This window comes from Meridianimarinicoccus aquatilis (assembly GCF_004358675.1).
GTDB lineage: Bacteria > Pseudomonadota > Alphaproteobacteria > Rhodobacterales > Rhodobacteraceae > Meridianimarinicoccus > Meridianimarinicoccus aquatilis.
In genome coordinates this window covers 24,767-49,240 of the sequence record NZ_SMZO01000018.1, presented here as the reverse complement: position 1 = coordinate 49,240, position 24,474 = coordinate 24,767, and the positions used below count along the sequence as shown (strand labels likewise).

The following is a 24,474-nucleotide window of genomic DNA, read 5'->3' as shown; positions in this document are numbered from 1 at the left end:
GCCGCATCTGAAAGAAAAGTTGGTCAAAAACTCGAGGTTCCCTTCCGTCAAAGTCAATCCTTAGTTTATTCAAGTTGTCTGAAGTTCGGCCTGTATCCGGTAGGCCGATGACCGAGAGATGCCGAGGGCGCTGCCATGGCTGAGACGCCTTCTCCTGCCTCAAGACTATCCTTTGCTGCCCGCCGTCGATCGCCGCTTGCCGCCTTTGTAAGACCGCTGAGGGGCTTCTAGGGTCTTGTCCCGTTCCTTGGTCTTGGCGATGCCTTCGCGCTAGCGCTTGGAGATCATCTTGCGTTCGAACTCAGCGAAAGCCCCCATCATCTGAAGTTGTAGCTTGGCGAAAGGATCATCGTCGTTGGCAAAGGTCAGACGCTCGGAAAGGAACACTACGCTTGCACAACGGCTGTTAATCATCGGTGATGAGGGCTTGAAGGTCCTGATATTACATTTTTAGAACCTGTTTTGTGTCGTCCAGACTGTAAAGCGTGGGCGTAGCTTGATGTTACAACGGATATGCCGTAACGGCGCTTCTAGTTCTTTTTATTTAGAAATTGGCGCACATGGGCAGCTATGTTCTCAAAAAAATCAAACTCAATGGCACCTTGTTCAGTATGCGGCAAAGAGCGCAAAGTAGGCCAAACAGGCATATGTCTTGGCTGTCAGTTGGTTGCAAAAGAAACGAAAAAGCGAAACGGAACGCGGCTGAAGCTGAGCAGGGCGAAGAGTATGACCGCAAAGTGAGTTCGCTACCTGTGACTACTGAGACATATGTAGATGGCGTTAAGGAACGTTTGGGAATTGTCACAGGCCAGTGTGCGCTGGGCATGAACATCTTCAGGGATTTCACGGCTGAGATTCGCGATGTTGTCGGAGGTCGCTCAGGAGCCTACCAGAAGGCCATTACCGAGGCCAAAGATATCGTGATCGCGGAAATGCAACAAGAGGCTTACGCGATGGGCGCGGACGCTGTGATCGCCGTGGATATTGATATGTTGGATATCACTGGGGGTGGCGGTCTGTTCGGGGGTAAAGGCATGATCGCTATGTTGGCAACCGGCACGGCGGTAACTTTTGAAGAGGTGGAGACGCTGGGGCGAGATAAACCTCGATAAGAATATGGATGGAAAGGTAACTTTGCTCTGATGGCAGGAATATCAGCCAAAAAAAGGCAAACTTGCCCCAAGCCATGAGAGGTTCATGTCGTGAATGCAGTGTGGTGGCTGACCGCCATGAGCAAACCGACATCACCGATCTACAAGCCGACGAACTGGACTGGATATGACGCGGCGTTGAAGCGCTTTGGGTCGCCGACCTTCTGGTTTGATCAGAAGATGAAATGTGATGCCAAACCCTAAGGCAAGAGGGGCAGATCACGGACATTCAGTGATGCCGCGATCCAGACTTGCCTGACCATGACAGTGCTATTCGGAATGGCGCTTTGCCAGACGACAGGCTTTGGCGAGCGCATCGCCGCGAGAGACCCAGACCGCCAAACCGCCGAAATTCACATCCGCGTCGCACTCATGATCCGCTTCAATGCCCTCGGCACCGCCGAGATCGTTCGCGTGGCCTGAAGGGGAAAGGGGAAAGGGGAAGTCGCGCCTCAAGCCGCCTTCATGCAACAATGCCCTTCAACGCTAACCAGTCTTTAACTTCTTGCGGCGCAACGTGATGTGAAACAATTGATTTGATTTGTTCTCGGTTTGTCCCCATAACGAAAGAGAACAAGAAGTGAACAAACGGCGGCATTGCTGCGCCGCTATGGGTATGGAATAAGGACAGGACAGATGGGAACGGCGAACCTTCTCGACCTTGGCGGATCACGGAAAATGGATAAGCAAAAAGCGCTGGATTCAGCTCTGGCTCAAATCGAACGGCAGTTTGGCAAGGGCTCGATCATGAAGCTGGGCCAAAACGCGGTTCAAGAGATCGAGTCGACATCAACAGGCTCGCTGGGTCTGGACATCGCGCTTGGGATTGGCGGCCTTCCAAAGGGCCGAATTATTGAGATTTATGGCCCTGAATCATCGGGGAAAACCACTCTGACCCTGCACTGCGTCGCGGAAGAGCAGAAAAAGGGTGGCGTGTGCGCCTTTGTCGATGCGGAGCATGCGCTTGACCCGCAATACGCCCGCAAGCTGGGTGTCGACATTCAGGAACTGCTGATCAGCCAACCGGATACCGGTGAACAGGCGCTTGAGATCACGGACACGCTTGTGCGGTCCGGCGCCGTGAACCTGGTTGTCGTCGACAGCGTTGCCGCCCTGACACCCAAAGCCGAACTCGAAGGCGATATGGGCGATCATCAGGTCGGCGCGCAGGCGCGGTTGATGAGCCAAGCGATGCGCAAATTGACGGCCTCTATCAGTCGCTCGAACTGCATGGTGATTTTCATCAATCAGATCCGCATGAAGATCGGTGTTATGTTTGGCAGTCCAGAGACCACGTCCGGTGGGAATGCGCTGAAATTCTATGCGTCTGTTCGGCTCGATATCCGGCGCATCGGTGCCGTGAAAGATCGCGATGAAGTGGTTGGAAATGCAACTCGCGTCAAGATTGTAAAAAACAAGGTCGCCCCGCCGTTCAAACAAGTGGAATTCGACATCATGTATGGTGAAGGCATCTCGAAGAATGGCGAGTTGTTGGATCTGGGCGTTAAGGCAGGCGTCGTCGAAAAGTCGGGGTCGTGGTTCTCGTATGGGGACGAGCGGATCGGGCAGGGGCGAGAAAATGCCAAAACGTATCTGCGAAACAATACGCGCACAGCCCTTGAGATCGAAGACAAGATTCGGGCCGCGCATGGTCTGGAGTTTGACCTTCTTCCCGGCAACGGGTCCGAAGACGACGTCGTCGATAGCTGATTTTCGTCGCAACGACCGATTGAAACCCTGGCCATGTGCCGGGGTTTTTTGGTTTCCCACCATGCAGAACGGTGGCCAATGTGGACAGCCACGCGCCACGCCGCTACACCGCAAGTCACACAGTTTTAATTTCACGGGACGCCATGGCCAGCCTGAACGACATCCGCCGCACCTACTTGGATTATTTTGGCCGTAACGGGCATGAAGTGGTCGACAGCTCGCCCCTTGTGCCGCGCAATGATCCGACCCTGATGTTCACGAATGCCGGGATGGTTCAGTTCAAGAACGTCTTTACGGGGTTAGAGCATCGCGACTATTCCCGCGCGGTCACAAGCCAAAAATGTGTTCGTGCAGGCGGCAAGCACAACGATCTGGATAATGTCGGTTACACGGCACGTCACCACACGTTCTTCGAGATGCTGGGCAACTTCAGTTTCGGCGACTACTTCAAAGAAGAAGCGATCCCCTTTGCGTGGAACCTGCTGACCAAGGATTTTGGAATCGACGCTTCAAGGCTACTGGTAACTGTCTATCATACCGATGATGACGCTGCCGAGATTTGGAAAAAGGTCGCGGGCCTGCCGGATGAGCGGATCATTCGAATTCCGACGGATGACAATTTCTGGTCTATGGGAGCGACTGGCCCGTGCGGGCCGTGCACCGAGATTTTCTATGATCACGGCGATCACATCTGGGGTGGCCCGCCGGGTAGCCCCGATGAAGATGGTGATCGGTTCATCGAGATCTGGAACCTTGTCTTCATGCAGTTCGAAGACTTCGCTGATGGGCGCCGCGAAAATTTGCCCAACCCCTCGATTGATACGGGCATGGGCCTGGAACGGGTTGGCGCGTTGCTTCAGGGCAAGCATGACAACTATGACACCGACCTTTTCCGCGCGTTGATCGAAGCCTCTGCGCATGCGACCAGCGCGGATCCTGATGGGCCCGGCAAAGTGCACCACAGGGTCATCGCGGACCACTTGCGATCGACGTCGTTCTTGATTGCCGATGGTGTGATGCCCAGCAATGAAGGCCGCGGTTACGTCCTGCGCCGGATCATGCGCCGTGCGATGCGTCATGCGCACCAGTTGGGCGCGCAGGATCCGCTGATGCACCGGCTGGTGCCCGCGCTGGTCGCCAAGATGGGCGGGGCCTATCCGGAACTTGGCCGCGCACAGGCTATGATTCAGGAAACCTTGCTGCTGGAAGAGACGCGTTTCCGTCAGACATTGGAACGCGGCCTGCGGTTGTTGGAAGACGAAGTTGCGACTTTGGCGGATGGCAGCGACCTTCCGGGCGCGGCGGCCTTCAAGTTGTATGACACCTACGGGTTCCCACTTGATCTGACGCAGGATGCGCTGCGCGAGATAGGGCGCGGGGTCGATCAGGCCGGGTTCGACGCCGCCATGGCTGAACAAAAGGCCCAAGCACGAGCCGCGTGGTCCGGGTCGGGCGAAACAGCGGATGCTGCGATTTGGTTTGATCTTGCCGAAGAGCACGGCGCGACTGAATTTCTGGGCTACGACACGGAAACTGCCGAGGGGCAAATCCTTGCCATTGTCGATGGCGGCGAGGTCCAACCTTCGGCGAAAACTGGCGATACGGTTCAGATCGTCGTCAACCAGACACCGTTTTATGCAGAATCCGGCGGGCAAGTTGGCGACACCGGCCTGTTGAAGACCGACACAGGCGCGGCAAGCATCACGGATACGCGCAAGACAAACGGTGTGTTCTTGCACTTCGCTGAGGTGACCGAGGGCTCGATTGAGCCGGGGCAAGGCGCTGTTTTGACAGTTGATTCCACCCGTCGCGGCTCCATCCGGGCGAACCATTCCGCGACGCACCTTCTGCACGAAGCGCTGCGCAATGCGCTTGGTGAGCACGTGGCGCAGCGTGGGTCGTTGAATGCGCCTGACCGTCTGCGCTTTGATTTCAGCCACGGAAAGGCCATGAGCCGGGACGAGTTGAGCCGCGTTGAGCGCGAGGTGAATGAGTACATCCGCCAGAATGCGCCAGTCGATACCCGGATCATGACACCCGATGAGGCGCGCGATCTTGGGGCGCAAGCGTTGTTCGGCGAAAAGTACGGCGACGAAGTGCGCGTCGTGTCCATGGGGCAGCAAGAAGGGTCCGGCAAGGGAACCGACGGCGCGACCTATTCGCTGGAACTGTGCGGCGGCACGCATGTGCGCCAAACCGGCGATATCGGGTTGTTCGTGGCCTTGGGCGACAGCGCGTCCTCGTCAGGCGTCCGCCGGATCGAGGCGCTGACCGGGGCTGCTGCGTTCGATTATCTTGCCGAGCAAGACAAGCGTCTGTCCGAAGTGGCGGGTCTGCTGAAGGCACAAGGCGCGGACGTCGCTGCACGGGTTCAGGGGCTTTTGGATGAGCGTCGTGCGCTGCAATCCGAAGTGGCCGACTTGCGCCGCGAGCTTGCCATGGGCGGCGGCGGCGGTGCCAGCGTCGAGGCCAAGCAGGTCGGCAGCGTGGCCTTCATAGGTCAGGTTCTGGCGGGGGTGACGGGCAAGGACCTTCCGGCGCTGATTGATGCGCATAAGGCGAAGATCGGGTCCGGCGCAGTGCTGTTGATCGCGGATGCAGGCGGCAAAGCGGCGATTGCTGCAGGTGTCACCGAGGATCTGACCAGCAACCTGTCTGCGGTGGACATTGTGCGCACGGCGGCGGGCGTGTTGGGAGGCAAGGGCGGCGGCGGTCGGCCTGACATGGCGCAAGCTGGCGGACCCTCGGCAGAGAATGCCGAGGCGGCAATTGCCGCTGTGGAAGCAATGCTGGAGGGAAAGGCATGACCGCTCTTTGGATTGCGCATGTTACTGTGACGGACGAAGAGCCGTACAAGAAGTACGCCGCGCTGGCGACAAAGGCGATTGCCGAACATGGCGGCGTCTTTTTAGCCCGCGGCGGGCGGTTCGTACAAATGGAGGGGCCGGAGAGGCCTCGTAACGTCGTCGCGCGGTTTCCAAGCGTTGAAGCTGCGGTCGCTTGCTATGAATCGGCCACGTATCAAGAAGCCTTGGGTCACGCCAAAGGTGCAGCAGAGCGTGAGTTGGTCATCGTCGAGGAATTGGACAGCTGATCGATCTGGCAAGCCTCATGGCGACACATGCCGGTGCGGGACGCATCGATTGGATCGGTTTGCGCACAGAGCGTCGCGGCGAGGTGCGTGAGGTGACAGCGACCGACGTCGAGTTGACCGGTTTGGTTGGGGATCGGCACAGCCGTGCCAACCGCCGGTCGGTGACTTTGATCCAGACCGAGCATCTTCCGGTCATTGCGAGCCTGTTGGGGCGTGACATTGTTCAGCCCAGTGTGCTGCGGCGGAACATTTGTGTGTCAGGTATCAATCTGATCGCGCTGCGCGGTGTTCCGCTGCGGCTGGGAACCGCCGTTATCGAGATCACGACCATCTGCGCGCCGTGTTCTCGCATGGAAGAGGTTCTTGGACCTGGCGGGTACAATGCCATGCGGGGGCATGGTGGCTGGACGGCAAAGGTGCTTGAGCCGGGCCACATCAGTTTCGGGGCCGAGGTGGCCCCTTTGGCTTAGGCTTTAGCGGCGGATCAGCAGGTTGTTGGCATTGGCAGCTTTCGGTGCGGCCCACTGATTTTCTGGCAAGATGTCGCGCAGCGGCGCACCCGTGAGCACATCACCATCAACGAAGCGGAATTCCGAAGCGTCTTTGTCTTTGGACTGTTGCGCCGGCTCTGCAAGGTTGGTCGCCGCAGGTGCGTTGAACGGATCGCTGAGCGACATCTCGGCATCAAGCGGGCTGAGCGACGCTGCGAGAGTTGGCAGAGGAGCGGCCAAGCCAAGTGCGAGCAGGCTGATAAGTGTAATCCGGGTCATATTTTTTCTCCGTCTCTGCGAGGGGACTGTTCCTTCAATCGTTATAAAGACCGCCGCCCATGTTTATCAGTCTCGCAGAGGCGTAAACGAGCGCCGTTTGGCATAGTGGTTAATACCCTTTTGGGTAGGCGAGAGCCTTGTTGAACGCGCTTGCGCTTGCCCCATGCCCCCAAGCCACGCTATCAGGCACTGCAGCGAAAACACGAAACGGGGGCCGAGAATGCGCCGAGTAGTCGTCACTGGATTGGGAATGGTCACGCCGCTGGGCAACGGAGTAGAGCCGACCTGGCAACGTTTGCTTGCAGGCGAGTCCGGCGCGGGGCCGATCACGCGCTTTGACGCAAGCCATTTGGCAACGACCTATGCGTGCGAAATCCCAATCGGGGATGGTAGCGACGGGACCTTTAACCCCGATGACTGGATGGAACCGAAGGAACGCCGCAAGGTGGATGATTTCATCCTGTACGGTATGTCCGCGGCGACACAGGCTATCGAGGACGCTGGCTGGATGCCAACGGATCAGGAAAGCCTTGAGCGCACTGGCGTGATGATCGGGTCCGGCATTGGCGGGTTAAGCACGATTGCAGAGACGTCCGTTTTGCTGAAGGAACGCGGGCCGCGCCGGGTGTCCCCCTTCTTTATTCCAGGGGCGTTGATCAACTTGATTTCCGGTCACGTAAGTATCCGCTACAGGTTCAAAGGACCGAACCATGCCGTTGTGACAGCGTGTTCCACTGGCGCGCATGCCATTGGTGATGCGGCCCGTCTGATTCAGTGGGGCGATGCGGATGTCATGGTTGCGGGGGGTGCAGAAAGCCCGATTTGCGAGATTGGCATTGCGGGGTTCAACGCGTGCAAGGCGCTGTCCACCAAGCGGGGCGATGACCCGAAAACAGCGAGCCGCCCCTATGACGCAGATCGGGACGGCTTTGTTATGGGCGAGGGCGCAGGCGTCGTCGTTCTGGAAGAATATGAACATGCCAAGGCGCGCGGTGCAAAGATCTATGCCGAGGTTTTGGGTTATGGCTTGTCCGGGGACGCGTATCACATCACGGCTCCGTCAGAATCCGGCGAGGGCGGGGAACGGGCGATGCGTATGGCTTTGAGCCGTGCCGGACTGGAACCGTCCGCGATTGATTACATCAACGCACACGGCACATCGACCATGGCCGATACGATCGAGTTGGGCGCTGTTGAGCGACTTTTGGGCGATGCAGCCGCGCAGGCGACGATGAGTTCGACAAAGTCCGCCATCGGGCACTTGTTGGGCGCAGCGGGGTCAGTCGAGGCGATTTTCTGCATACTTGCTTTGCGCGACCAAGTCGCGCCGCCAACCATCAATCTTGACACACCAGATGTCGATAGCGCGATTGATTTGGCACCAAACTCCAAGCGAGAGCGCAAGATTGACGTTGTTCTGTCGAATTCCTTTGGCTTTGGCGGAACCAACGCCACGCTGATTATGGGCAAGGTGGCGCCCTGATGCTTATGTGGCGGTCCATAGCGTCGAATGCGCTGACCTTGTTTGTCGTTCTTCTGATTGGCGCGGCTGTGGCCGTGACGATGGCGCAAAGCCTGTGGCGTTCGCCCGGGCCATTGGCTGAGGCGGTTTGTTTCAGTGTGCCGCGCGGCGCAACCATGAAATCTGTCTCCGACGATCTGGCTGAACGCGGCGCTGTGGACCATCCTGCCCTGATGCGTGTGGCGGCGGATTACACCGAGAAATCTTCGGCCCTGAAGGCCGGTAATTTTCTGATCCCGCCGAAGAGTTCGATGGAGACGATCGTTGATCTGGTCACCCGTAGCGGTGCCAGCACGTGTGGGAGTGACATCAACTTGCGCATCGGGGTGGCCGCGGCCGACATCCGCGTGCGCGAATTGGACCCCAGCACCGGAGATTACACCGAGGTCGCCAATGTGGAGTTGGGCGCGGATCTGCCTGATGAATTGGTTCGTTTGATCGAGCAGGGGTTCGCGCGCACGCGTGTGACTGTCGCTGAAGGTGTCACAAGCTGGCAGATAACCGATGTGCTTCGGAAAGTGACATTCCTTGCGGGAACCGTTGAGACTGTCCCCGATGAAGGTTGGCTTGCGCCGGGCAGCTACGATGTGGCGATCGGGTCGGATCGCAACCTGTTGCTGGACCGGATGCGCGAACGGCAGCAGATTGCCTTGGCTGAGGCATGGCAAGGGCGCGCCGAAGGATTGCCTTTGGCGGATGCCTATGAGGCGCTTATCCTTGCGTCGATTATCGAAAAAGAGACGGCTGTCGCAGAAGAACGTCCCTGGGTGTCTAGCGTGTTCATCAACCGCCTGAACCAAGGGATGCGGTTGCAGACTGACCCGACGGTGATTTACGGCCTCACAAATGGTGAAGGGGTTCTCGGCCGTGGCCTGCTCCGCAGCGAGTTGAACCGTGCGACGCCCTACAACACCTATGTGATTGACGCGCTACCGCCGACGCCCATCGCCAATCCGGGGCGCGAAGCGATTGAAGCCGCCTTGAACCCGGCGCAGACGGAGTTCTTGTTTTTCGTGGCAGATGGCACTGGCGGGCACGTCTTTGCCGAGACGCTGGCCGAACATAACATCAACGTGCAGCGCTGGCGCCGGATCGAGCAGCAAAACCAATAGGGACCGAGTCGTTTTCGGCATGGTCCGAAGCACGCCTGTCATTATGCGCCGTCCCATTTCGGGGCGGCGTTTTTGTATGGGACTATCAGGGAACTGGCTGCGCATTAATAATTTGGTATCGTTTTTGGCCTTGGAAATAAGGCAAACGGGGCGCTCGTTTTTGTATATTTGCCGGAAAGTCCTAACGCAGAGAACGGACCCGATTTGTTCTAAGTACCTGTTTAGATTGACAAAGCGAACGGTCCAACGTATACCTTTAGGCAAGCTGGAAGACATGGGCAAGGCGGCAAGGGACACTCCCTAGCCGCTTTTTTCATGGCTCTCTCGACGGGAGAACGAGAGAGGCGGGTTTCGTACATGACAATGATTTACCCGAAGTTGGGTGATGGAAGCTCGGAAGAAGTTTTTTCCGAGGCGCAGCAGACGTTTCATCGCGCCACACGCGCGCTGAACAAGCTGGTCGACCAGTTGGATGTTGACGAGTTGAGTAACGGTGGAGAAGCCAACCGGCTTCTCAAGGAACTGAAACAGGCCTTGCAGACGGCCCTTGCCGAAAGGGAACGCCTTGAACAAAAAGCGAAAACAGATGCTGGAATTGTCGGAGACTACGCCGTCGATTTCGACGCAGCCAGACTTGAGATCGGGCGGCGTCTTGCTTGCCTCCGCGCCGACGGAGGTTCGGGAAGCGTTTCTGAATGAACTCACCGAGGGAGCGCTTCTTGCGCTCCCCTATATTTTCGAATTCTGGGCGCTGGATCATCAGTTGGCCCCAGAGGGCGACTGGCGCACTTGGGTCATCATGGGGGGGCGTGGGGCGGGCAAGACCCGTGCGGGCGCTGAATGGGTGCGTGCAGAGGTCGAAGGCGCGACCCCCTTGGCGCCGGGCCGATCAAAGCGTGTGGCCTTGGTTGGAGAAACCATTGAGCAGGTGCGCGAGGTCATGGTGATGGGCGACAGCGGAATTCTGGCCTGTTCGCCCCCGGATCGCCGCCCGGTTTGGGAGGCCACGCGCAAGCGGTTGGTTTGGCCCAATGGTGCGGTTGCGCAAGTGTTTTCGGCACACGAGCCAGAAAGCTTGAGAGGTCCGCAGTTTGATGCGGCTTGGGTAGATGAGCTTGCCAAGTGGAAGAAGGCTGAGGACGCGTGGGACATGTTGCAATTTGGTTTGCGGCTTGGCCAGACGCCCCGGCAAGTCGTGACCACGACACCCCGGAATGTCAGCGTGCTGAAGCGGATCCTCGATAACCCGTCCACCGTGGTCAGTCATGCGCCAACCGAGGCGAACAGTGCCTATTTGGCTGACAGCTTTTTGGCCGAGGTTCGGGAGCGGTATGCGGGGACGCGGCTGGGTCGCCAAGAGTTGGACGGTATTTTGCTTGAGGATGCCGAGGGTGCGCTTTGGACGCTTGCGATGCTTGAGGCGTTGCAGGTGGAACGGATACCCGATTTGGACCGTGTTGTCGTTGCGGTTGATCCCCCTGTCAGCGGTCATGGCACGTCGGACAGTTGCGGCATCGTTGTTGCCGGGGTTCGCATGTCGGGGGCGCCGCAGGACTGGCAGGCCTATGTGATAGAGGATTGCACCATTCAGGGGGCAAGTCCCCAAGGCTGGGCCGAGGCAGCACTGGCCGCGATGTCGCGGCACGGGGCTGAGCGGTTGGTCGCAGAGGTCAATCAGGGCGGCAATCTGGTGGAAAGCGTCATTCGGCAAGTGGACCCCTTGGTGCCGTATCGCGCTGTTCGGGCCAGCCGAGGCAAAGCCGCGCGGGCAGAACCTGTCGCTGCCTTGTACGAACAGGGCCGTGTGAAGCATCGCCGTGGCTGTTTGGCCGATTTGGAAGAGCAGATGTGTCAGATGACGGTGCGCGGTTTCGAAGGCCGCGGAAGCCCGGACCGGGTGGATGCGCTGGTATGGGCGCTTCAGGATCTGGTGCTTGATCCTGCGGCGGGGTTCCGGCAGCCGCGGCTGCGCCAGCTCTGATCCTAAGGGCCGGGTTGGCCCACCCTTGTCAGACTTGATCGCCCTGAAGCTGGGGCAAACCGCTCTGGCGGACAGAAAGGACATGTGCCTATGAAACTGGATTTCCTAAAACGCGATGCGCCGAAAAGCCCGCTGCCGCCACCGGCTGCGCCGCAACGCAAAGCCGCGACCGGGGCCGCATTGGCCATGGCGGCTGCGGGAGGCGGAGGGCTTGGCGTTGCGCGGGATAGTGCGTCGTTGGTTCGCCACGGTTTTGCAGGGAACCCTGTCGGGTTCAGATCGGTCAAGATGATCGCTGAAGCCGCCGCTGCCCTTCCTCTGATCGTTCAAGATAGCGCGTGCCGATACGAGACGCACCCAATGGGCTGTCTTGTGGCGCGACCAAATCCGGCGCAGGGCCGGGCTGAGTTGCTTGAAGCGGTCTATGGGCAGCTGCTTTTGACGGGCAATGGGTATCTTGAGGCGGCAGGTGGTGCGATGGGCGTGCTTCCACTGGAGTTGCATGCCTTGCGCCCGGACCGGATGCGCGTTCTGCCCGGTAGTGACGGGTGGCCCGCCGCATACGAGTATCGGGTTGGCAGCAAGGTGCGCCGGTTCGATATGACGGCTGAGGTGCCGCCGATCTGTCATATCCGCAGCTTTCACCCGACGGATGATCACTATGGGCTGGCGCCAATGCAGGCGGCCGCCGGTGCAGTAGAGGTGCACAATGCGGCTTCGCGGTGGTCGAAGGCGCTGCTTGATAACGCGGCGCGGCCGTCAGGGGCGATCACCTATCACAATTCGGAGGGCCAGGGGATGATGCCCGGCGACCTGTACGAGCGCCTGGTCGATGAGATCACCACCAATTACATGGGCGCGCGCAATGCTGGCCGCCCCATGTTGCTGGAGGGTGGATTGGATTGGAAGCCCATGGGGTTCAGCCCGTCTGACATGGAATTCCAGAAAACCAAGGAAGCCGCCGCGCGAGAGATCGCATTGGCTTTTGGTGTGCCGCCTATGTTGCTCGGGATTCCTGGCGACGCGACCTACGCCAACTATCAAGAGGCGAACCGGGCATTTTACCGGCTAACGGTTCTGCCTTTGGCCAGCCGTGTGGTTGCTCAGTTGAGCGCGTTTCTTGGTCGCTTTACCGGCGAAACGGTAGAGATCCAGGTCGATCTTGACAGCGTGCCCGCCTTGTCGGCGGAACGGGAGGCCCAGTGGCGCCGGGTCGCCGCTGCGGATTTCCTGACAGATGATGAGAAGCGGGCGATGCTCGGGCTGCCGCCACGCAGCGTCGGGGAGGGCGGATGAGTGATCTCAGGCGTCCGCCCGGTGGGTCGCGGTTCTTGTACGAGCCGTTCGACTATGGGCCGGCCCAAGTGCGCGAGGCCCATGAAAAGCTGCTTCAAATGCAGTTTGAGGGCATCGATGGTCGCTTGACCCGGATCGAGCTTTTGATGGAGCGGCTGGAAAAGCGACTTTGGCTGACGGTGTATGGTGTTGTGGCGACGATCTTGGCCCAGGCGGTCAGCTCGCTTGTCACGGTCGCCCCGAACGGAGGTATGTGAGCGATGCAGCAGGTGATTGAAAGCGGGTTGGAGCGGAAGTTCTGCCAGCTTGGTGAGGGGCTATCGGTGGTCGATGGCACCCGGATCGAGGGTTATGCGTCGTTATTCGGCGAAATCGATCAGGGCGGCGATGTGGTGCAGCAAGGCGCGTATGCGGCGTCGTTACAGCATCTTGCGGCGAAGGGCCGGGGCGTGAAGCTGTTGTGGCAGCACAACCCCGCAGAGCCTATCGGCATCTGGGACGAGGTCCGCGAAGACGGCAAGGGGCTTTACGTGAAAGGTCGCCTGTTGACCGATGTTGCCAGAGGCCGAGAGGCTGCCGCACTCATAGAGGCGGGCGCGATTGACGGCTTGTCGATCGGCTATCGCACGGTGCGATCGCACAAGAATGACACTGGGCGGCGGGTGCTGGCCGAGGTGGAGTTGTGGGAAGTGTCGCTTGTGACCTTTCCAATGCTGCCCGAGGCCCGCATCGGGGCAAAATCCGAGACTGCCCCTGACATGCCCGACGAGACGTTGTTTCGCGAATTGGCGGCGGTTGTCCAAGACGCCCGCCGTCACCTGGCCAGCGCGGAATAAGCCGGCCCATCCCCAACTGAAAAAGGATCCCAAAGATGACTCACCCCGAGACCAAGGCTCGGGCCGGCGGGGTTGTGCCTGCCGCCTGCAGCACGCCCTCCGCGCCTGGCACCGCCGCGCTTGACATGAAGTCTGCGCTGGCTGGGCTGATGACTGATCTGACCACATTCCGCGCCGGAATTTCCACTCAACTCAAAGCACAGGAAGAGAAATTGAACATGCTGGACCGTAAGACCGCACTTGCCGCGCGCCCCACACTTTCCGCAGCCACTGACCTTGATCTGTCACATAAGCAGGCCTTTGGGGGCTATCTGCGCAATGGTGATGACGATGGTCTGCGAGACCTCGATTTGGAGAGCAAGAGTATGTCTACGGCCATGGACGCCGACGGCGGTTACCTTGTTGATCCTCAGACATCTGGCGCAATTCAAAGCGTTCTTCGTTCGAACGCGTCCATTCGGGCAATTTCCACCGTCGTGAACGTTGAATCAAATTCCTATGACGTTCTCGTAGACCATTCCGAGCTTGGATATACGTGGACCAACGAGACTTCGTCGCTGACAGAAACGACAACGCCGGTGATCAGCCGGATCCCGATCCCTTTGCATGAATTGTCGGCCCTGCCGAAGGCGAGCCAGCGTTTGCTGGATGACAGCGCGTTTGACATTGAAAGCTGGCTGGCGAGCCGGATCGCCGACAAATTTGCCCGTGCCGAAGCGTCGGCATTCATCAGCGGTGATGGGCTGGACAAACCACGTGGTTTTCTCAGCCATCCGCAGGTGGACAATGCAAGCTGGGCCTGGGGCAGCCTTGGATATGTTGCGTCTGGCCAGTCGGGGGATTTTTCGTCCACGGCGCCGTCTGATCCAATCATCGAACTGGTTTATGCCTTGGATGCACAGTACCGCGCCAATGCGAGCTTTGTAATGAATTCCAAGACGGCCGGCGCTGTGCGCAAGATGAAAGATGCCGACGGGCGGTTCCTTTGGGCTGATGGCCTTGCCGCTGGAGAGCCTGCACGCCTGATGGGCTACCCGGTTCTTATAGCCGAGCAGATGCCTGATATCGCAGCTGACAGCGCGGCGATTGCTTTTGGTGATTTTGCGGCGGGCTATACCATCGCGGAGCGTCCCGACCTTCGGGTTCTGCGCGATCCGTTCTCGGCCAAGCCTCATGTTCTGTTCTACGCAACAAAGCGCGTTGGCGGCGATGTGAGCGACTTTGCTGCGATCAAACTGCTGAAGTTCTCTGCGAGCTGACCACGGCTGCCCATTGGGTCACGCGGTCTTGCAGCGCGTGACCTAAAGGGGCGGTCGCTTGCCAATGGCACGTGTTGTCCAGCTTTCCCCTCCGTCAGAGCAGCACGGAAGGGCGGCTGCCCCGCCTTGATCCGGGTTCTGACCCGTACCTTTGCCCAAATTCGGAGACGAATTCATGAAGCTTGTCGAACTCACGCCCATTCCAACAGTAGAGTTACCCATTCCTGCGTTGCGGGCGCACTTGCGTCTTGGGACCGGGTTTGCCGACGACGATTTGCAGGACACGGTGCTAGAGACTGCGTTGCGGGCGGCATTGGCTGCTGTTGAAGCGCGGACAGGCAAGCTGCTGTTCGAACGCGCGTTACGATGGACTGTGTCTGCGTGGCGGAGCCCGCAAGTGCAGGCACTGCCGGTTGCCCCAGTCACCGCGCTGGTGTCGCTGACCGTCTATTCGCGGACCGGGGATATGAACCCGATCGACATGGGCGAGGTCGTTTTGGAGGAAGACACGCATCGCCCCCTTATGCATTCGGTTGCGCCCTGTCTTCCCGACATTCCCGCCCTGGGCCACGCCGTGCTGTCATTTACCGCTGGCTACAGTGCGGCTTGGGACGCGATGCCGCCGGATCTTGCGCATGCTGTGCTGCTTCTTGCCGCGCATTTCTATGAGCTGCGTCATGAGATCGTAGAGCACGATGGGAACATGCCCTTCGGGGTGTCCACGCTGATTGAGCGCTATCGGACGGTGCGTGTTTTGGGCGGGGTTGTCGCATGAAACGCTCGCAACTTCGGTGGCTTGTTACGCTTGAGGAACAGGTGGTGGAGCCAGACGGAGCGGGAGGCAACGTTTCTGTCTGGCGGGCGAAGGGAGCGCATTACGCGTGTCTGGAGCCTTTGACAGGTCGTGAGCTGCTGGACGGTGCCGCCGGAGTTTCGCGGGTGCCTTTCCGGGTGACTGTTGTGGGCGCGCCTTATGGCGCACCGTCTCGGCCCCACCCAAAGGATCGGTTTCGCCATGGCACCCGCATCTTTGACATTATTGCAGTCAGCGAAGCTGACCCGGCTGGACGCTTTGTGGAATGCCGCGCCATCGAGGAGGTCACAGTATGACCTATGCTCTTTCTGCACCCCTTCAGACCGCCGTGTTTGAGCGTTTGAGTGAGGATGGTGCGTTGAGCGCAGTTCCCGTCTTTGACGCACCGCCAGCGGGTCTACCTCCGTCTCTTTATGTCGCGCTGGGCCCCGAGGATGTGCGCGACAGGTCCGACAAGACCGGCCATGCGGCACAGCATCGCTTTGCCGTTTCTGTGGTTGGGGATGGGGGCGGCTTCCACCTGCTCAAACAGACGGCGGCAACTGTGGAGGCTGCGCTTGTCGGCATGCCGCTTAGCCTATCGCGGGGCCGGGTTGTTTCATTGCGATTTGAACGCGCCGTAGCGCGGCGGGACCGAAACGGAATTCGGCGGCGGGTTGAAATGACTTTCCGTGCCTTCCTTGACGACATTTGAAATTGGATCGGAGACTGACATGGCTGTTCAAAATGGCAAGGACCTGTTGATCAAACTCGACATCGATGGGGCAGGTGACTTTCAGACTGTCGCGGGACTGCGTGCCAGCCGCATCAGCTTCAACGCGGAAACGGTGGATGTGACCAGCCTCGACAGTGCCGGTGGCTGGCGCGAGTTGCTTGGTGGTGCAGGGATGCGATCGGCGAGCTTGTCCGGGTCTGGCGTTTTTCGAGACGCCGCTACAGACGCTCGGGCCCGTGAGGTGTTTTTCGCAGGAATAGTGCCGAAATTTCAGGTGTTTATCCCTGATTTCGGTGTCGTCGAGGGCGCGTTTCAGATCACCACGCTTGAGTATGCCGGAAGCCATGACGGAGAGGCATCTTATGAAATGTCTATGGCGTCGTCGGGGTCGCTTAGCTTTACGGCGCTGTGATGGCGAACCCTTGGACTGGAGAAGTGGCATTGTCGGTTGATGGCACGCCGCGGCGCATGAAGCTTACGCTTGGCGCGTTGGCTGAGCTGGAGGCGGGCCTGGAGGTCGGAACCCTCGTGGATCTCGTTCGGCGGTTCGAAACTGGCGAATGTTCAACTCGGGATGTTCTGGCGTTGGTCGTGGCCGGGCTGCGTGGCGGTGGTTGGGATATTGGCGCAAAAGATCTGTTGCGTGCCGATATCGAAGGCGGACCGCTTGTCGCCGCGCAAGCCGCCGCTCAATTGCTGGTCCGCGCATTCACTGTGCCCGAGGCCAAATGAGCAGGCTTGATTGGCCGGGAATGATGCGCGCCGGTCTGCATGGGCTTGGATTGAAGCCCGATGAATTCTGGAAACTGACCCCAGCCGAATTGTTCGTGATGCTTGGGGTTGGTCAGGACGGGGCCCCGCTGGACCGAGCGCGGTTGCAAGACCTGATGCAGCGGTTCCCGGATACAAAGAAAGATTTGGATGATGGTTGAGTTGGACGGGACAGACGAATTTGAGGCGCAAATGCGGGGACTTGAAGAAAGCCTGGCCGGTGCGCAGAGCGTGGCGTCAACCTTTTCCGGTGAGTTGCAGCAAATACGCACGACGATGTCGGATACGGGGCGCGAAGTTCGGACGTTGTCGAATGGGATCAGCCGTGGTTTGCGAGGCGCGTTCGAAGGTCTGGTGTTTGACGGGATGAAGGCGTCAGACGCTCTTCGGCAAGTTGGGGAGTCAATCATTGGGTCGGCATATTCCGCGGCACTCAATCCGGTGACCAAACATGTCGGCCAGATGGCTGGGGCCGGAATTGAGGCTTTGATCAGCGGAGCGATGCCCTTTGCCAATGGAGCCCCCTTTTCGCAAGGACGGGTTATGCCGTTCGCGCGCGGCGGGGTTGTGAGTGGGCCAACGACGTTTCCCATGCGGGGCGGTACCGGCTTGATGGGCGAGGCCGGGCCAGAGGCGATCATGCCACTGACCCGTGGATCAGACGGCAAGCTTGGCGTGCGCAGCGATGGGGGCGGCCAGCCTGTCACAGTTGTGATGAACGTAACCACACCGGACGCGACGAGCTTTCAGCGGTCGCAGGGGCAGATCGCTTCGCAGGTGAGCCGGGCGCTTGGGCGCGGCCAGCGAAATCGTTGACGCTTAAAGGAAGGATACACTATGGGATTTCATGAAGTCCGCTTTCCGACATCGCTAAGCTTTGGTTCTGCCGGGGGGCCGGTGCGTCGGACCGAAGTTGTCACCCTTGCTAATGGTTATGAAGAGCGCAATTCGCCATGGGCGCATTCCCGCCGCCGATATGATGCGGGCATGGGCGTTCGGTCTCTTGATGATGTGTCCACGCTCATCGCCTTCTTTGAGGCACGTCAGGGGCAATTGAACGGGTTTCGCTGGAAGGATTGGGCAGACTACAAGAGTTGCTTGCCGTCTGAAGACGTGAGCGCCGGTGATCAGGAGATTGGCGTCGGCGATGGCGCCACGCTGCGGTTTTCGCTTTGTAAAGTTTATGCGTCCGGTTCTGAAAGCTATCTGCGGCCCATCAGTAAGCCTGTGGATCAGACCGTGCGCGTCGCGGTTGATGGTGCAGAGCAACCGGGCGCGGCGTTTGCGGTGGACTCGGTGGCTGGTGCCATCGTGTTTCTCTTGCCACCGGCGGAAGGTGCCGTCGTTACCGCCGGGTTCGAGTTTGATGTTCCCGTGCGCTTTGAAACAGACCAAATCGTGACATCTGTCTCAAGCTTTCAAGCCGGCGATGTACCTGATGTGCCTGTTCTGGAAGTCCGGGTCTGATGGCGTTGCAGGCAGCGCTGGCAGCGCATCTCGCTACTGGAGTGACCAACCTGTGCCGCTGCTGGTCTGTGCAGCGGCAGGATGGTGAGACTTTTGGGTTTACCGATCACGACAAGGATATCAGCTTCGACGGAGTCGTATTTAGGGCCGATACGGGCCTGACAGGGCAAGCTATTCAGCAAACAACCGGGCTGTCCGTGGACAATGGCGAGGCCTTGGGCGCCTTAAGCGATGCGTCGGTCACAGAGGCGGATCTTGTCGCGGGACGTTTCGATAGCGCCGCTGTTCGGGCGTGGCTTGTGAATTGGAAAGCTCCGGCAGAACGTCATTTGCTGTTCGACGGAACTATCGGCGAAGTACAGTCTGGCGGCGGTGCTTTTCGCGCTGAATTGCGTGGGTTGAGCGAACGTATGAACCAGCCGCATGGGCGGGTCTTTCAGCGGCAATGCTCGGCCAACTTGGGCGACGGTCAATGCAAAGTCAGTCTTGCTGGTGCGCCGTTCGTGGCAACCGCGCAGATTGCGAGCGTGCTTGGCCGCCAACAATTCACTTTGTCCGGTCTTGGTGGCTACGGGGTCGATTGGTTTGTGCGAGGTCATTTTGAGATGGTCAGCGGAAATGCAAGTGGTCTTGCGGCGATGATCAAGTCGGATGAGCTGATCGGCACGGAACGCCAAATGCGGTTGTGGCAGGAATTACGGGCGGCACCGGCAGTTGGGGATCTGGTTCGTCTTCGCGTCGGCTGCGACAAGCGAGCAGATACTTGTCGCAACAAATTCAACAACTTCCTGAATTTTCGCGGATTTCCCCACATCCCTGGTGAGGATTGGCTGATGGCCTACCCCCGGAATGGGGACAGCAACGCAGGCGGGAGCATGAACCAATGACATATGCGGAGAAGAGTATTGCCGTTGCAAGGAGTTGGATTGGCACGCCTTATCGCCATCAAGCGACCCGCAAGGGCGCCGGGTGCGATTGTCTTGGACTTCTACGCGGCGTTTGGCGTGATTTGTACGGAGCGGAGCCGGAGTCTATTCCGTTTTACAGCCGTGATTGGGCGGAGCCGCAGGGCGAGGAAGCACTATGGCGCGCTGCACGTCGCTGGTTGGTTGAACGACCGCTTGCGTCAGAGGCAGTTGGGGATGTGTTGTTATTCCGAATGAGGGACGGAAGCATCGCAAAGCATCTTGGGATGCAATCCTTTACTGGTCGCGATGCGCGCTTCGTGCACGCATACGAGCGGCACGGTGTGGTCGAAAGCCCTTTGTCTGAGCCTTGGCGTCGCCGCATCGTCGCGCGCTTTGCCTTTCCCGAGGAGACGTCATAATGGCAACATTGCTTTTATCGGCGGCTGGCGGAGCTGCTGGCGGAGCTGTTGGCGGCTCCGTTCTTGGCTTGTCGGCAGCGGTCCTTGGGCGTGCTGTTGGTGCAACTGTTGGTCAGCTGATCGACCAGCAACTTATGGGCTCTGGTTCGGAAGTTGTTGAGCGTGGCCGGGTGGAGCGGTTCCGGCTGACCGGCGCCAGCGAAGGTGCCCCAGTTCCGCAAGTCTATGGTCGAATGCGCATGGCGGGTCAGGTCATCTGGGCTTCGCAGTTTTCCGAGCAAGCCAGCACTGAGCGTGTTTCTGGCGGCAAGGGCGGCGGCGGTGGCGGGACGAGCGTCACGACCTACAGCTATAGCGTCAGTCTGGCGATTGCATTGTGTGAAGGGCAGATCGGGCATGTTGCCCGGATTTGGGCGGATGGTCAGGAGTTGGAGCGCGACAGCTTGTCGGTTCGCGTCTATCCCGGCTCTGATACCCAGCAGGCTGATCCCAAGATCGCGGCAATTGAAGGTGCAGAGTTAGCACCGGCGTATCGGGGCACGGCCTATGTGGTCCTTGAGGATCTTGATCTGACTCCATTTGGCAACCGCGTGCCACAATTCACTTTTGAGGTGGTGCGCCCAGAGCAAGAAGAAGCAATGGACGCGGCGCGGTCTATGGTTGACGGCATTCGAGCTGTCGCGCTGATCCCGGGCACCGGTGAATACTCGCTTGCAACCTCGCCGGTCTATTACGCAGAGGGTCCGGGTCGGAATGTTGCCGCCAATATGCACAACACCATGGCCGCGACAGACTTTCTTGCGTCGATGGATGCGCTGCAAACGGAGTTGCCGAACTGTCAGTCGATCTCTCTCGTTGTGTCGTGGTTTGGCGATGACTTGCGGTGTGGATCTGCTCAGATCAAGCCAAAGGTCGAGCATAAGTATGCGGATGGCGCGCCTATGCAGTGGAATGTGGCGGGCGTGAACCGGGTCGCGGCTGAGGAAGTTCCGCGTGTTGATGGCAAGTCGGTTTATGGGGGAACCCCGGCTGATGCCAGTGTGATCGAAGCGATCCGCAATATGAACGCGCGTGGTAAAAGAGTGATGTTCTATCCGTTCATCCTGATGGAACAACTTCCCGGAAATACTTTGCCAGATCCATGGACAGGGGCGACCGGGCAAGCAGAGCTGCCTTGGCGTGGACGAATTACAACGTCCATTGCCCCAGGATTGCCAGGATCGACGGACGGAAGCGCAACCGCTGCTGCGGAAGTTGCAGCGTTCTTCGGAACTGCGACAGCAGCTGATTTCATAGTTTCCCCGGGAAGCGTCAGCTATTCCGGGCCGCAGGAATGGTCGCTTCGGCGGTTTATTTTGCACAATGCTGCCCTTTGCCGGGCGGCTGGTGGCGTTGATAGTTTTTGTATCGGTTCGGAAATGCGCGCGTTGACGCAGATCCGCGGCGTAGGGAACAGCTTTCCGGCTGTTCAGGCTTTCATGGCATTGGTTGGTGAGGTGCGTGCGCTTCTTGGTGGCGGAGTCAAACTGGGTTACGCGGCCGATTGGTCGGAGTATTTCGGGTTCACGCCGCAAGACGGATCGGGGGATCATTTCTTTCATCTTGACCCGCTTTGGGCGCATCCCGAGATCGATTTCATTGGGATCGACAATTACATGCCGCTGTCCGACTGGCGCGATGGCGAAGGTCACGCCGATGCTGCCTGGGAAAGCATCTATGACATTGAGTATCTAAAATCCAATGTGGCTGGCGGGGAAGGGTTTGATTGGTACTATCCCGATGCGCAGGCATCCGAGGCGCAGTTGCGCGCGCCGATCACCGATGGTGCTTATGGCGAGCCGTGGGTGTTTCGCTACAAAGACATAAGGTCGTGGTGGGCGTTGCCGCATCACAATCGTATTGGCGGTGTCCGGCAATCTGCGCCGACAGAATGGCAACCACAATCGAAACCGATTTGGTTTACCGAATTGGGCTGTGCGGCCATCGACAAGGGCACAAACCAACCTAACAAGTTCATCGACCCAAAGTCATCAGAGTCGCTTTTGCCACGTGCGTCGAGCGGGGCGCGGGATGATCTGATACAGATGCAGTACCTTCGGGCGTCATTTGCACATTGGGCCGAGCCGGCGAATAACCCAACGTCCGGCCTGTACGGTGGACCCATGGTCGACATGAGCCGTGCACATGTTTGGGCGTGGGACGCGCGCCCTTATCCTTGGTTCCCCGGGTTGTCTGAGGTTTGGAGTGATGGGCCGAACTATATTCGCGGGCATTGGCTGAACGGCCGCACGGGGGCGCAACTGCTGTCCAGTGTAGTACGGGAAATCTGTCTTGGTGCTGGGTTGAAGGACCCGGATGTTGGCAATCTGCACGGTTTGGTGCGTGGATATGCCGTTTCGGATGTCGGGAGCGCGAGGCAAGCGTTGGAGCCATTGATGCTGGCATACGGCATGGACGTGCACGAGCGGGACGGGCGGCTTGTTTTTCAGAACCGAAGTGGCAGGGCTGTTGCTTCGTTGACGGGCGAGGATCTTGCCCAGCATCCCGATCAGGCCAGCGATCTGGAGCGCAGCAGATCAGCCAGCGCTGAGCTTTCTGATCGCGTTCGGCTCAACTATATCGGAGCAGATGGCAGCTTTGAGGTGTCTGCGATTGAGACGGCTCTGCCGGGGTCTGAAGCCGTGTCGGCGGCGCAATCGGAACTCAATCTTGTGCTGACAGCAGCCGAGGCGCGCGGAATTACCGAACGTTGGCTTGCCGAAGCGCGTGCGGGCCGGGATACGGCGAAGTTTGCTTTGCCGCCGTCACGCATGGAGATCGGAGCGGGCGATGTGGTGCAGTTGGCAGATGATGCGGGCGGTGCGCGTTATCGCATCGACAGAAGTGAACAACACGGCCTTCAGATACTTGAGGCTACTCGGGTGGAACCCGCTATCTATTTGCCCGGCCCTGCGGTGGAAGAAATCCCGCGCATTCAGACACGGCAAGCTGCGGTTCCGCCCACCGGTATTTTCATGGATTTGCCCTTGTTGCAAAGCGATGCCGTTGCCCACGCGCCCTATATTGCTGTCGCGGCGCGGCCCTGGCCGGGTCAGGTTGCCGTCTATAGCTCCAGCAGTGATGCTGATTATCGGCTGAATACGTTGGTCGCGGGCCCTAGCATCGTTGGTCTCACACGGAGTGAGATGGCGCGGGCAACTCCTGGCATCGTGGACCGAGGCGCTCCGCTTCGCGTGGAGTTGTCCGACGGCGCGTTGAGTTCTGTGCCGACAACAGAAATGCTCAACGGGGCCAATGCAATGGCGATCGGTGATGGTTCAGCATCGGAATGGGAGATTTTTCAGTTCGAACGCGCAGAACTTGTTGGTCCAGACACATACGATCTGAGCCTGCGTTTGCGGGGCCAACTAGGAACGGATGGCGATATTCCGGACGTGTGGCCCGAGGGCAGCATGGTTGTTCTGCTGGAGGGCGGGCTCGAACAAATTGACCTTGGGTCGAGTGAAAGGGGGCTGTCGCGCTTTTACCGCGTCGGGCCGGCCAGCCAGCCACTAAGTGGTCCGAATTTCGTGCCATTCGAGCAAACGTTCCAAGGCAATGGTTTGCGACCCTATGCCCCGGTGCATCTGCGCAACCGTGTTTTGACAGGGGGGGACCATCTTCTCAGTTGGGTTCGGCGCACGCGAATAGATGGGGATATTTGGTCGCTGGTTGATGTGCCCTTGGGTGAGGCTGCGGAAACCTATGTGGTGCGCATCTTCACAAACGGTGCGTTGCGCCGTGAAGAAATCATCTGGCAAGCGAACTGGAACTATTCGGCGGCAATGCGAGCATCTGACGGAGTAGCAGAGCCATATAACTTTGAAGTTGCGCAGGTTTCTGACCGGTACGGGGCCGGGCATTTTGGAAGGATGACCATCAATGACTAGAACAGCAAACATAGACCTGCCGCTGGTGCAGGCGGCCCAAGCGCAAAAGCATGTGACCGTTAACGAAGCGTTTGCGCTTTTGGATGCGGCGGCTCAGCTTGTGATTGAGTCTGTCATGCAAGCTTCACCGCCGAATGGAACACTGGATGGGACTGTGTATCATGTGCCCGCTGGCGCAACTGGGGACTGGGCCACACAGAGCGGCAAGCTGGCTGTTTCCAGTAACGGGGGCTGGGTCTTTATTGCACCGCAATTGGGTTGGCGAGGCTGGGTGCGTGACATCGGAAAAATGTCCGTGTTCGATGGCGTGATCTGGCAAGTCCAAGCAGTTGCTGTTTCGCCAAACGGTGCCGCGAGCGTCCATGAAGTTCTGGAAATCGACGTCGTTATCCAAGCCGGATCCAGCGTGACAAGCATCGACGTGATCCCTGCGAACAGCGTTGTGTTTGGGGTCAGCGGGATCGTTACCCAAGCGATCTCAGGCGATCTTGGCAGTTGGAGTTTGGGCGTGCCCGGTGCGCAGGGACGATATGGCGCTGGGCTAGGGCTGGCGCTTGGATCGTGGCTGCAAGGGGTAACGAGCCAGCCGCAGGCGTATTATTCTCCGACGTCTCTTGTTCTGGAAGCGTCGGGTGGGGATTTCGCTGCTGGGACCGTACGTTTGGCTGTGCATCTGTTTCGCATGACGATCCCAAGAGTGTGATCTGAGCCGTGCGGGGT

Annotated in this window: 27 protein-coding genes and 2 pseudogenes; 27 read left to right on the top strand and 2 right to left on the bottom strand. The window is 58.9% G+C overall.

All coding sequences use genetic code 11. The annotated features are described in order from the left end of the window. Positions 1-270: 270 nt before the first annotated feature. Positions 271-414, bottom strand: coding sequence for a recombinase family protein (locus E2L05_RS09720; RefSeq protein WP_133342717.1), 144 nt, complete (start codon positions 412-414; stop codon positions 271-273). A gap of 146 nt (positions 415-560) precedes the next feature. Here E2L05_RS09720 and E2L05_RS09715 point away from each other — a divergent pair, with 146 nt between their 5' ends. From E2L05_RS09715 to E2L05_RS09690, 7 genes and pseudogenes are all read left to right on the top strand, one after another. Continuing rightward, positions 561-1,112, top strand: coding sequence for a YbjQ family protein (locus E2L05_RS09715; protein ID WP_243721933.1), 552 nt, complete (start codon positions 561-563; stop codon positions 1,110-1,112). 117 nt (positions 1,113-1,229) lie between these two features. Then, positions 1,230-1,469 (top strand): annotated as a pseudogene (locus E2L05_RS09710) (transposase); the annotation flags it as partial. Next, positions 1,455-1,574 (top strand): annotated as a pseudogene (locus E2L05_RS21075) (IS5/IS1182 family transposase); the annotation flags it as partial. The pseudogenes E2L05_RS09710 and E2L05_RS21075, both read left to right, overlap by 15 nt. 213 nt (positions 1,575-1,787) lie before the next feature. Beyond that, complete coding sequence (recA, locus tag E2L05_RS09705) at positions 1,788-2,861, top strand: recombinase RecA (protein WP_133342716.1); 1,074 nt, start codon at positions 1,788-1,790, stop codon at positions 2,859-2,861. A gap of 143 nt (positions 2,862-3,004) precedes the next feature. Continuing rightward, positions 3,005-5,668: an alanine--tRNA ligase gene (gene alaS, locus E2L05_RS09700; protein WP_133342715.1), complete on the top strand. Its 2,664-nt coding sequence runs from the start codon at positions 3,005-3,007 to the stop codon at positions 5,666-5,668. Continuing rightward, the gene (locus E2L05_RS09695) at positions 5,665-5,955 is read left to right on the top strand and encodes a DUF1330 domain-containing protein (RefSeq protein ID WP_133342714.1); all 291 of its coding nucleotides are present in this window, start codon (positions 5,665-5,667) and stop codon (positions 5,953-5,955) included. Before alaS ends, E2L05_RS09695 begins: the two co-directional genes overlap by 4 nt. Before the next feature lie 17 nt (positions 5,956-5,972). Next, complete coding sequence (locus E2L05_RS09690) at positions 5,973-6,425, top strand: MOSC domain-containing protein (protein WP_133342713.1); 453 nt, start codon at positions 5,973-5,975, stop codon at positions 6,423-6,425. A gap of 3 nt (positions 6,426-6,428) precedes the next feature. Here E2L05_RS09690 and E2L05_RS09685 read toward each other — a convergent pair whose 3' ends face one another. Next, positions 6,429-6,725: a hypothetical protein gene (locus tag E2L05_RS09685; RefSeq protein ID WP_133342712.1), complete on the bottom strand. Its 297-nt coding sequence runs from the start codon at positions 6,723-6,725 to the stop codon at positions 6,429-6,431. A gap of 220 nt (positions 6,726-6,945) precedes the next feature. On the opposite strand from E2L05_RS09685, the gene fabF reads away from it, so the two are divergent. The 20 genes from fabF to E2L05_RS09590 all read left to right on the top strand — a co-directional run bounded on the left by fabF (position 6,946) and on the right by E2L05_RS09590 (position 24,457). Further along, positions 6,946-8,208, top strand: a complete 1,263-nt coding sequence (fabF, locus tag E2L05_RS09680; protein ID WP_133342711.1) for a beta-ketoacyl-ACP synthase II — start codon at positions 6,946-6,948, stop codon at positions 8,206-8,208. Between the two features lie 5 nt (positions 8,209-8,213). Then, a complete protein-coding gene (mltG, locus tag E2L05_RS09675; protein WP_133342747.1) occupies positions 8,214-9,359 on the top strand; it encodes an endolytic transglycosylase MltG in 1,146 nt (381 codons plus the stop codon). Between the two features lie 357 nt (positions 9,360-9,716). Beyond that, positions 9,717-10,058, top strand: coding sequence for a hypothetical protein (locus tag E2L05_RS20750; RefSeq protein ID WP_165971726.1), 342 nt, complete (start codon positions 9,717-9,719; stop codon positions 10,056-10,058). Continuing rightward, positions 9,946-11,340, top strand: a complete 1,395-nt coding sequence (locus E2L05_RS09670) for a DNA-packaging protein (RefSeq protein WP_133342746.1) — start codon at positions 9,946-9,948, stop codon at positions 11,338-11,340. The genes E2L05_RS20750 and E2L05_RS09670 overlap by 113 nt, the downstream gene beginning before the upstream one ends. Before the next feature lie 90 nt (positions 11,341-11,430). Continuing rightward, positions 11,431-12,636: a phage portal protein gene (locus E2L05_RS09665; RefSeq protein ID WP_133342710.1), complete on the top strand. Its 1,206-nt coding sequence runs from the start codon at positions 11,431-11,433 to the stop codon at positions 12,634-12,636. Then, a complete protein-coding gene (locus E2L05_RS09660; protein WP_133342709.1) occupies positions 12,633-12,893 on the top strand; it encodes a GTA head formation protein, RCAP_rcc01685 family in 261 nt (86 codons plus the stop codon). The genes E2L05_RS09665 and E2L05_RS09660 overlap by 4 nt, the downstream gene beginning before the upstream one ends. Before the next feature lie 3 nt (positions 12,894-12,896). Beyond that, entirely contained in the window at positions 12,897-13,472 is a 576-nt protein-coding gene (locus tag E2L05_RS09655; protein WP_133342708.1) for an HK97 family phage prohead protease, read from the top strand. A gap of 35 nt (positions 13,473-13,507) precedes the next feature. Beyond that, the gene (locus E2L05_RS09650) at positions 13,508-14,731 is read left to right on the top strand and encodes a phage major capsid protein (protein ID WP_133342707.1); all 1,224 of its coding nucleotides are present in this window, start codon (positions 13,508-13,510) and stop codon (positions 14,729-14,731) included. 175 nt (positions 14,732-14,906) lie between these two features. Continuing rightward, on the top strand, positions 14,907-15,506 hold the full coding sequence (locus E2L05_RS09645) for a head-tail connector protein (protein ID WP_133342706.1): 600 nt from the start codon (positions 14,907-14,909) through the stop codon (positions 15,504-15,506). Beyond that, positions 15,503-15,841: a head-tail adaptor protein gene (locus tag E2L05_RS09640; RefSeq protein ID WP_133342705.1), complete on the top strand. Its 339-nt coding sequence runs from the start codon at positions 15,503-15,505 to the stop codon at positions 15,839-15,841. The genes E2L05_RS09645 and E2L05_RS09640 overlap by 4 nt, the downstream gene beginning before the upstream one ends. Further along, positions 15,838-16,239, top strand: a complete 402-nt coding sequence (locus tag E2L05_RS09635; protein ID WP_133342704.1) for a DUF3168 domain-containing protein — start codon at positions 15,838-15,840, stop codon at positions 16,237-16,239. The genes E2L05_RS09640 and E2L05_RS09635 overlap by 4 nt, the downstream gene beginning before the upstream one ends. A 19-nt stretch (positions 16,240-16,258) precedes the next feature. Then, complete coding sequence (locus E2L05_RS09630; RefSeq protein ID WP_133342703.1) at positions 16,259-16,672, top strand: phage major tail protein, TP901-1 family; 414 nt, start codon at positions 16,259-16,261, stop codon at positions 16,670-16,672. Then, entirely contained in the window at positions 16,672-16,992 is a 321-nt protein-coding gene (locus tag E2L05_RS09625) for a gene transfer agent family protein (protein ID WP_133342702.1), read from the top strand. The genes E2L05_RS09630 and E2L05_RS09625 overlap by 1 nt, the downstream gene beginning before the upstream one ends. Then, on the top strand, positions 16,989-17,192 hold the full coding sequence (locus E2L05_RS09620; protein ID WP_133342701.1) for a rcc01693 family protein: 204 nt from the start codon (positions 16,989-16,991) through the stop codon (positions 17,190-17,192). The genes E2L05_RS09625 and E2L05_RS09620 overlap by 4 nt, the downstream gene beginning before the upstream one ends. Further along, positions 17,185-17,847 carry a phage tail tape measure protein gene (locus tag E2L05_RS09615; protein ID WP_133342745.1) on the top strand — a complete coding sequence of 221 codons (663 nt, stop codon included), beginning with the start codon at positions 17,185-17,187 and terminating at the stop codon, positions 17,845-17,847. Before E2L05_RS09620 ends, E2L05_RS09615 begins: the two co-directional genes overlap by 8 nt. 21 nt (positions 17,848-17,868) lie before the next feature. After that, complete coding sequence (locus E2L05_RS09610; RefSeq protein ID WP_133342700.1) at positions 17,869-18,498, top strand: DUF2460 domain-containing protein; 630 nt, start codon at positions 17,869-17,871, stop codon at positions 18,496-18,498. Continuing rightward, positions 18,498-19,385 (top strand): DUF2163 domain-containing protein, encoded by an 888-nt coding sequence (locus E2L05_RS09605; protein WP_133342699.1) that lies wholly within the window; start codon positions 18,498-18,500, stop codon positions 19,383-19,385. The genes E2L05_RS09610 and E2L05_RS09605 overlap by 1 nt, the downstream gene beginning before the upstream one ends. Then, positions 19,382-19,825, top strand: a complete 444-nt coding sequence (locus E2L05_RS09600) for a peptidase (RefSeq protein ID WP_133342698.1) — start codon at positions 19,382-19,384, stop codon at positions 19,823-19,825. Before E2L05_RS09605 ends, E2L05_RS09600 begins: the two co-directional genes overlap by 4 nt. After that, a complete protein-coding gene (locus tag E2L05_RS09595; protein ID WP_133342697.1) occupies positions 19,825-23,754 on the top strand; it encodes a baseplate multidomain protein megatron in 3,930 nt (1,309 codons plus the stop codon). Before E2L05_RS09600 ends, E2L05_RS09595 begins: the two co-directional genes overlap by 1 nt. Then, positions 23,747-24,457 carry a DUF2793 domain-containing protein gene (locus E2L05_RS09590; protein WP_133342696.1) on the top strand — a complete coding sequence of 237 codons (711 nt, stop codon included), beginning with the start codon at positions 23,747-23,749 and terminating at the stop codon, positions 24,455-24,457. Before E2L05_RS09595 ends, E2L05_RS09590 begins: the two co-directional genes overlap by 8 nt. The last annotated feature ends 17 nt before the right edge of the window (positions 24,458-24,474 follow it).

Bases quoted from the DNA above. Each gene is read 5' to 3' on its own strand.
- E2L05_RS09595 (WP_133342697.1), top strand. From the start codon at position 19,825: ATGGCAACATTGCTTTTATCGGCGGCTGGCGGAGCTGCTGGCGGAGCT.
- E2L05_RS09695 (WP_133342714.1), top strand. From the start codon at position 5,665: ATGACCGCTCTTTGGATTGCGCATGTTACTGTGACGGACGAAGAGCCG.
- E2L05_RS09665 (WP_133342710.1), top strand. From the start codon at position 11,431: ATGAAACTGGATTTCCTAAAACGCGATGCGCCGAAAAGCCCGCTGCCG.
- E2L05_RS09605 (WP_133342699.1), top strand. From the start codon at position 18,498: ATGGCGTTGCAGGCAGCGCTGGCAGCGCATCTCGCTACTGGAGTGACC.
- E2L05_RS09630 (WP_133342703.1), top strand. From the start codon at position 16,259: ATGGCTGTTCAAAATGGCAAGGACCTGTTGATCAAACTCGACATCGAT.
- recA (WP_133342716.1), top strand. From the start codon at position 1,788: ATGGGAACGGCGAACCTTCTCGACCTTGGCGGATCACGGAAAATGGAT.
- E2L05_RS09660 (WP_133342709.1), top strand. From the start codon at position 12,633: ATGAGTGATCTCAGGCGTCCGCCCGGTGGGTCGCGGTTCTTGTACGAG.
- E2L05_RS09640 (WP_133342705.1), top strand. From the start codon at position 15,503: ATGAAACGCTCGCAACTTCGGTGGCTTGTTACGCTTGAGGAACAGGTG.
- E2L05_RS09600 (WP_133342698.1), top strand. From the start codon at position 19,382: ATGACATATGCGGAGAAGAGTATTGCCGTTGCAAGGAGTTGGATTGGC.
- E2L05_RS09650 (WP_133342707.1), top strand. From the start codon at position 13,508: ATGACTCACCCCGAGACCAAGGCTCGGGCCGGCGGGGTTGTGCCTGCC.
- E2L05_RS09625 (WP_133342702.1), top strand. From the start codon at position 16,672: ATGGCGAACCCTTGGACTGGAGAAGTGGCATTGTCGGTTGATGGCACG.
- E2L05_RS09635 (WP_133342704.1), top strand. From the start codon at position 15,838: ATGACCTATGCTCTTTCTGCACCCCTTCAGACCGCCGTGTTTGAGCGT.
- E2L05_RS09590 (WP_133342696.1), top strand. From the start codon at position 23,747: ATGACTAGAACAGCAAACATAGACCTGCCGCTGGTGCAGGCGGCCCAA.
- E2L05_RS20750 (WP_165971726.1), top strand. From the start codon at position 9,717: ATGACAATGATTTACCCGAAGTTGGGTGATGGAAGCTCGGAAGAAGTT.
- E2L05_RS09690 (WP_133342713.1), top strand. From the start codon at position 5,973: ATGGCGACACATGCCGGTGCGGGACGCATCGATTGGATCGGTTTGCGC.
- mltG (WP_133342747.1), top strand. From the start codon at position 8,214: ATGTGGCGGTCCATAGCGTCGAATGCGCTGACCTTGTTTGTCGTTCTT.
- E2L05_RS09685 (WP_133342712.1), bottom strand. From the start codon at position 6,725: ATGACCCGGATTACACTTATCAGCCTGCTCGCACTTGGCTTGGCCGCT.
- E2L05_RS09615 (WP_133342745.1), top strand. From the start codon at position 17,185: ATGGTTGAGTTGGACGGGACAGACGAATTTGAGGCGCAAATGCGGGGA.
- fabF (WP_133342711.1), top strand. From the start codon at position 6,946: ATGCGCCGAGTAGTCGTCACTGGATTGGGAATGGTCACGCCGCTGGGC.
- E2L05_RS09715 (WP_243721933.1), top strand. From the start codon at position 561: ATGGGCAGCTATGTTCTCAAAAAAATCAAACTCAATGGCACCTTGTTC.
- E2L05_RS09655 (WP_133342708.1), top strand. From the start codon at position 12,897: ATGCAGCAGGTGATTGAAAGCGGGTTGGAGCGGAAGTTCTGCCAGCTT.
- E2L05_RS09620 (WP_133342701.1), top strand. From the start codon at position 16,989: ATGAGCAGGCTTGATTGGCCGGGAATGATGCGCGCCGGTCTGCATGGG.
- E2L05_RS09670 (WP_133342746.1), top strand. From the start codon at position 9,946: ATGCTGGAATTGTCGGAGACTACGCCGTCGATTTCGACGCAGCCAGAC.
- E2L05_RS09610 (WP_133342700.1), top strand. From the start codon at position 17,869: ATGGGATTTCATGAAGTCCGCTTTCCGACATCGCTAAGCTTTGGTTCT.
- E2L05_RS09645 (WP_133342706.1), top strand. From the start codon at position 14,907: ATGAAGCTTGTCGAACTCACGCCCATTCCAACAGTAGAGTTACCCATT.
- alaS (WP_133342715.1), top strand. From the start codon at position 3,005: ATGGCCAGCCTGAACGACATCCGCCGCACCTACTTGGATTATTTTGGC.
- E2L05_RS09720 (WP_133342717.1), bottom strand. From the start codon at position 414: ATGATTAACAGCCGTTGTGCAAGCGTAGTGTTCCTTTCCGAGCGTCTG.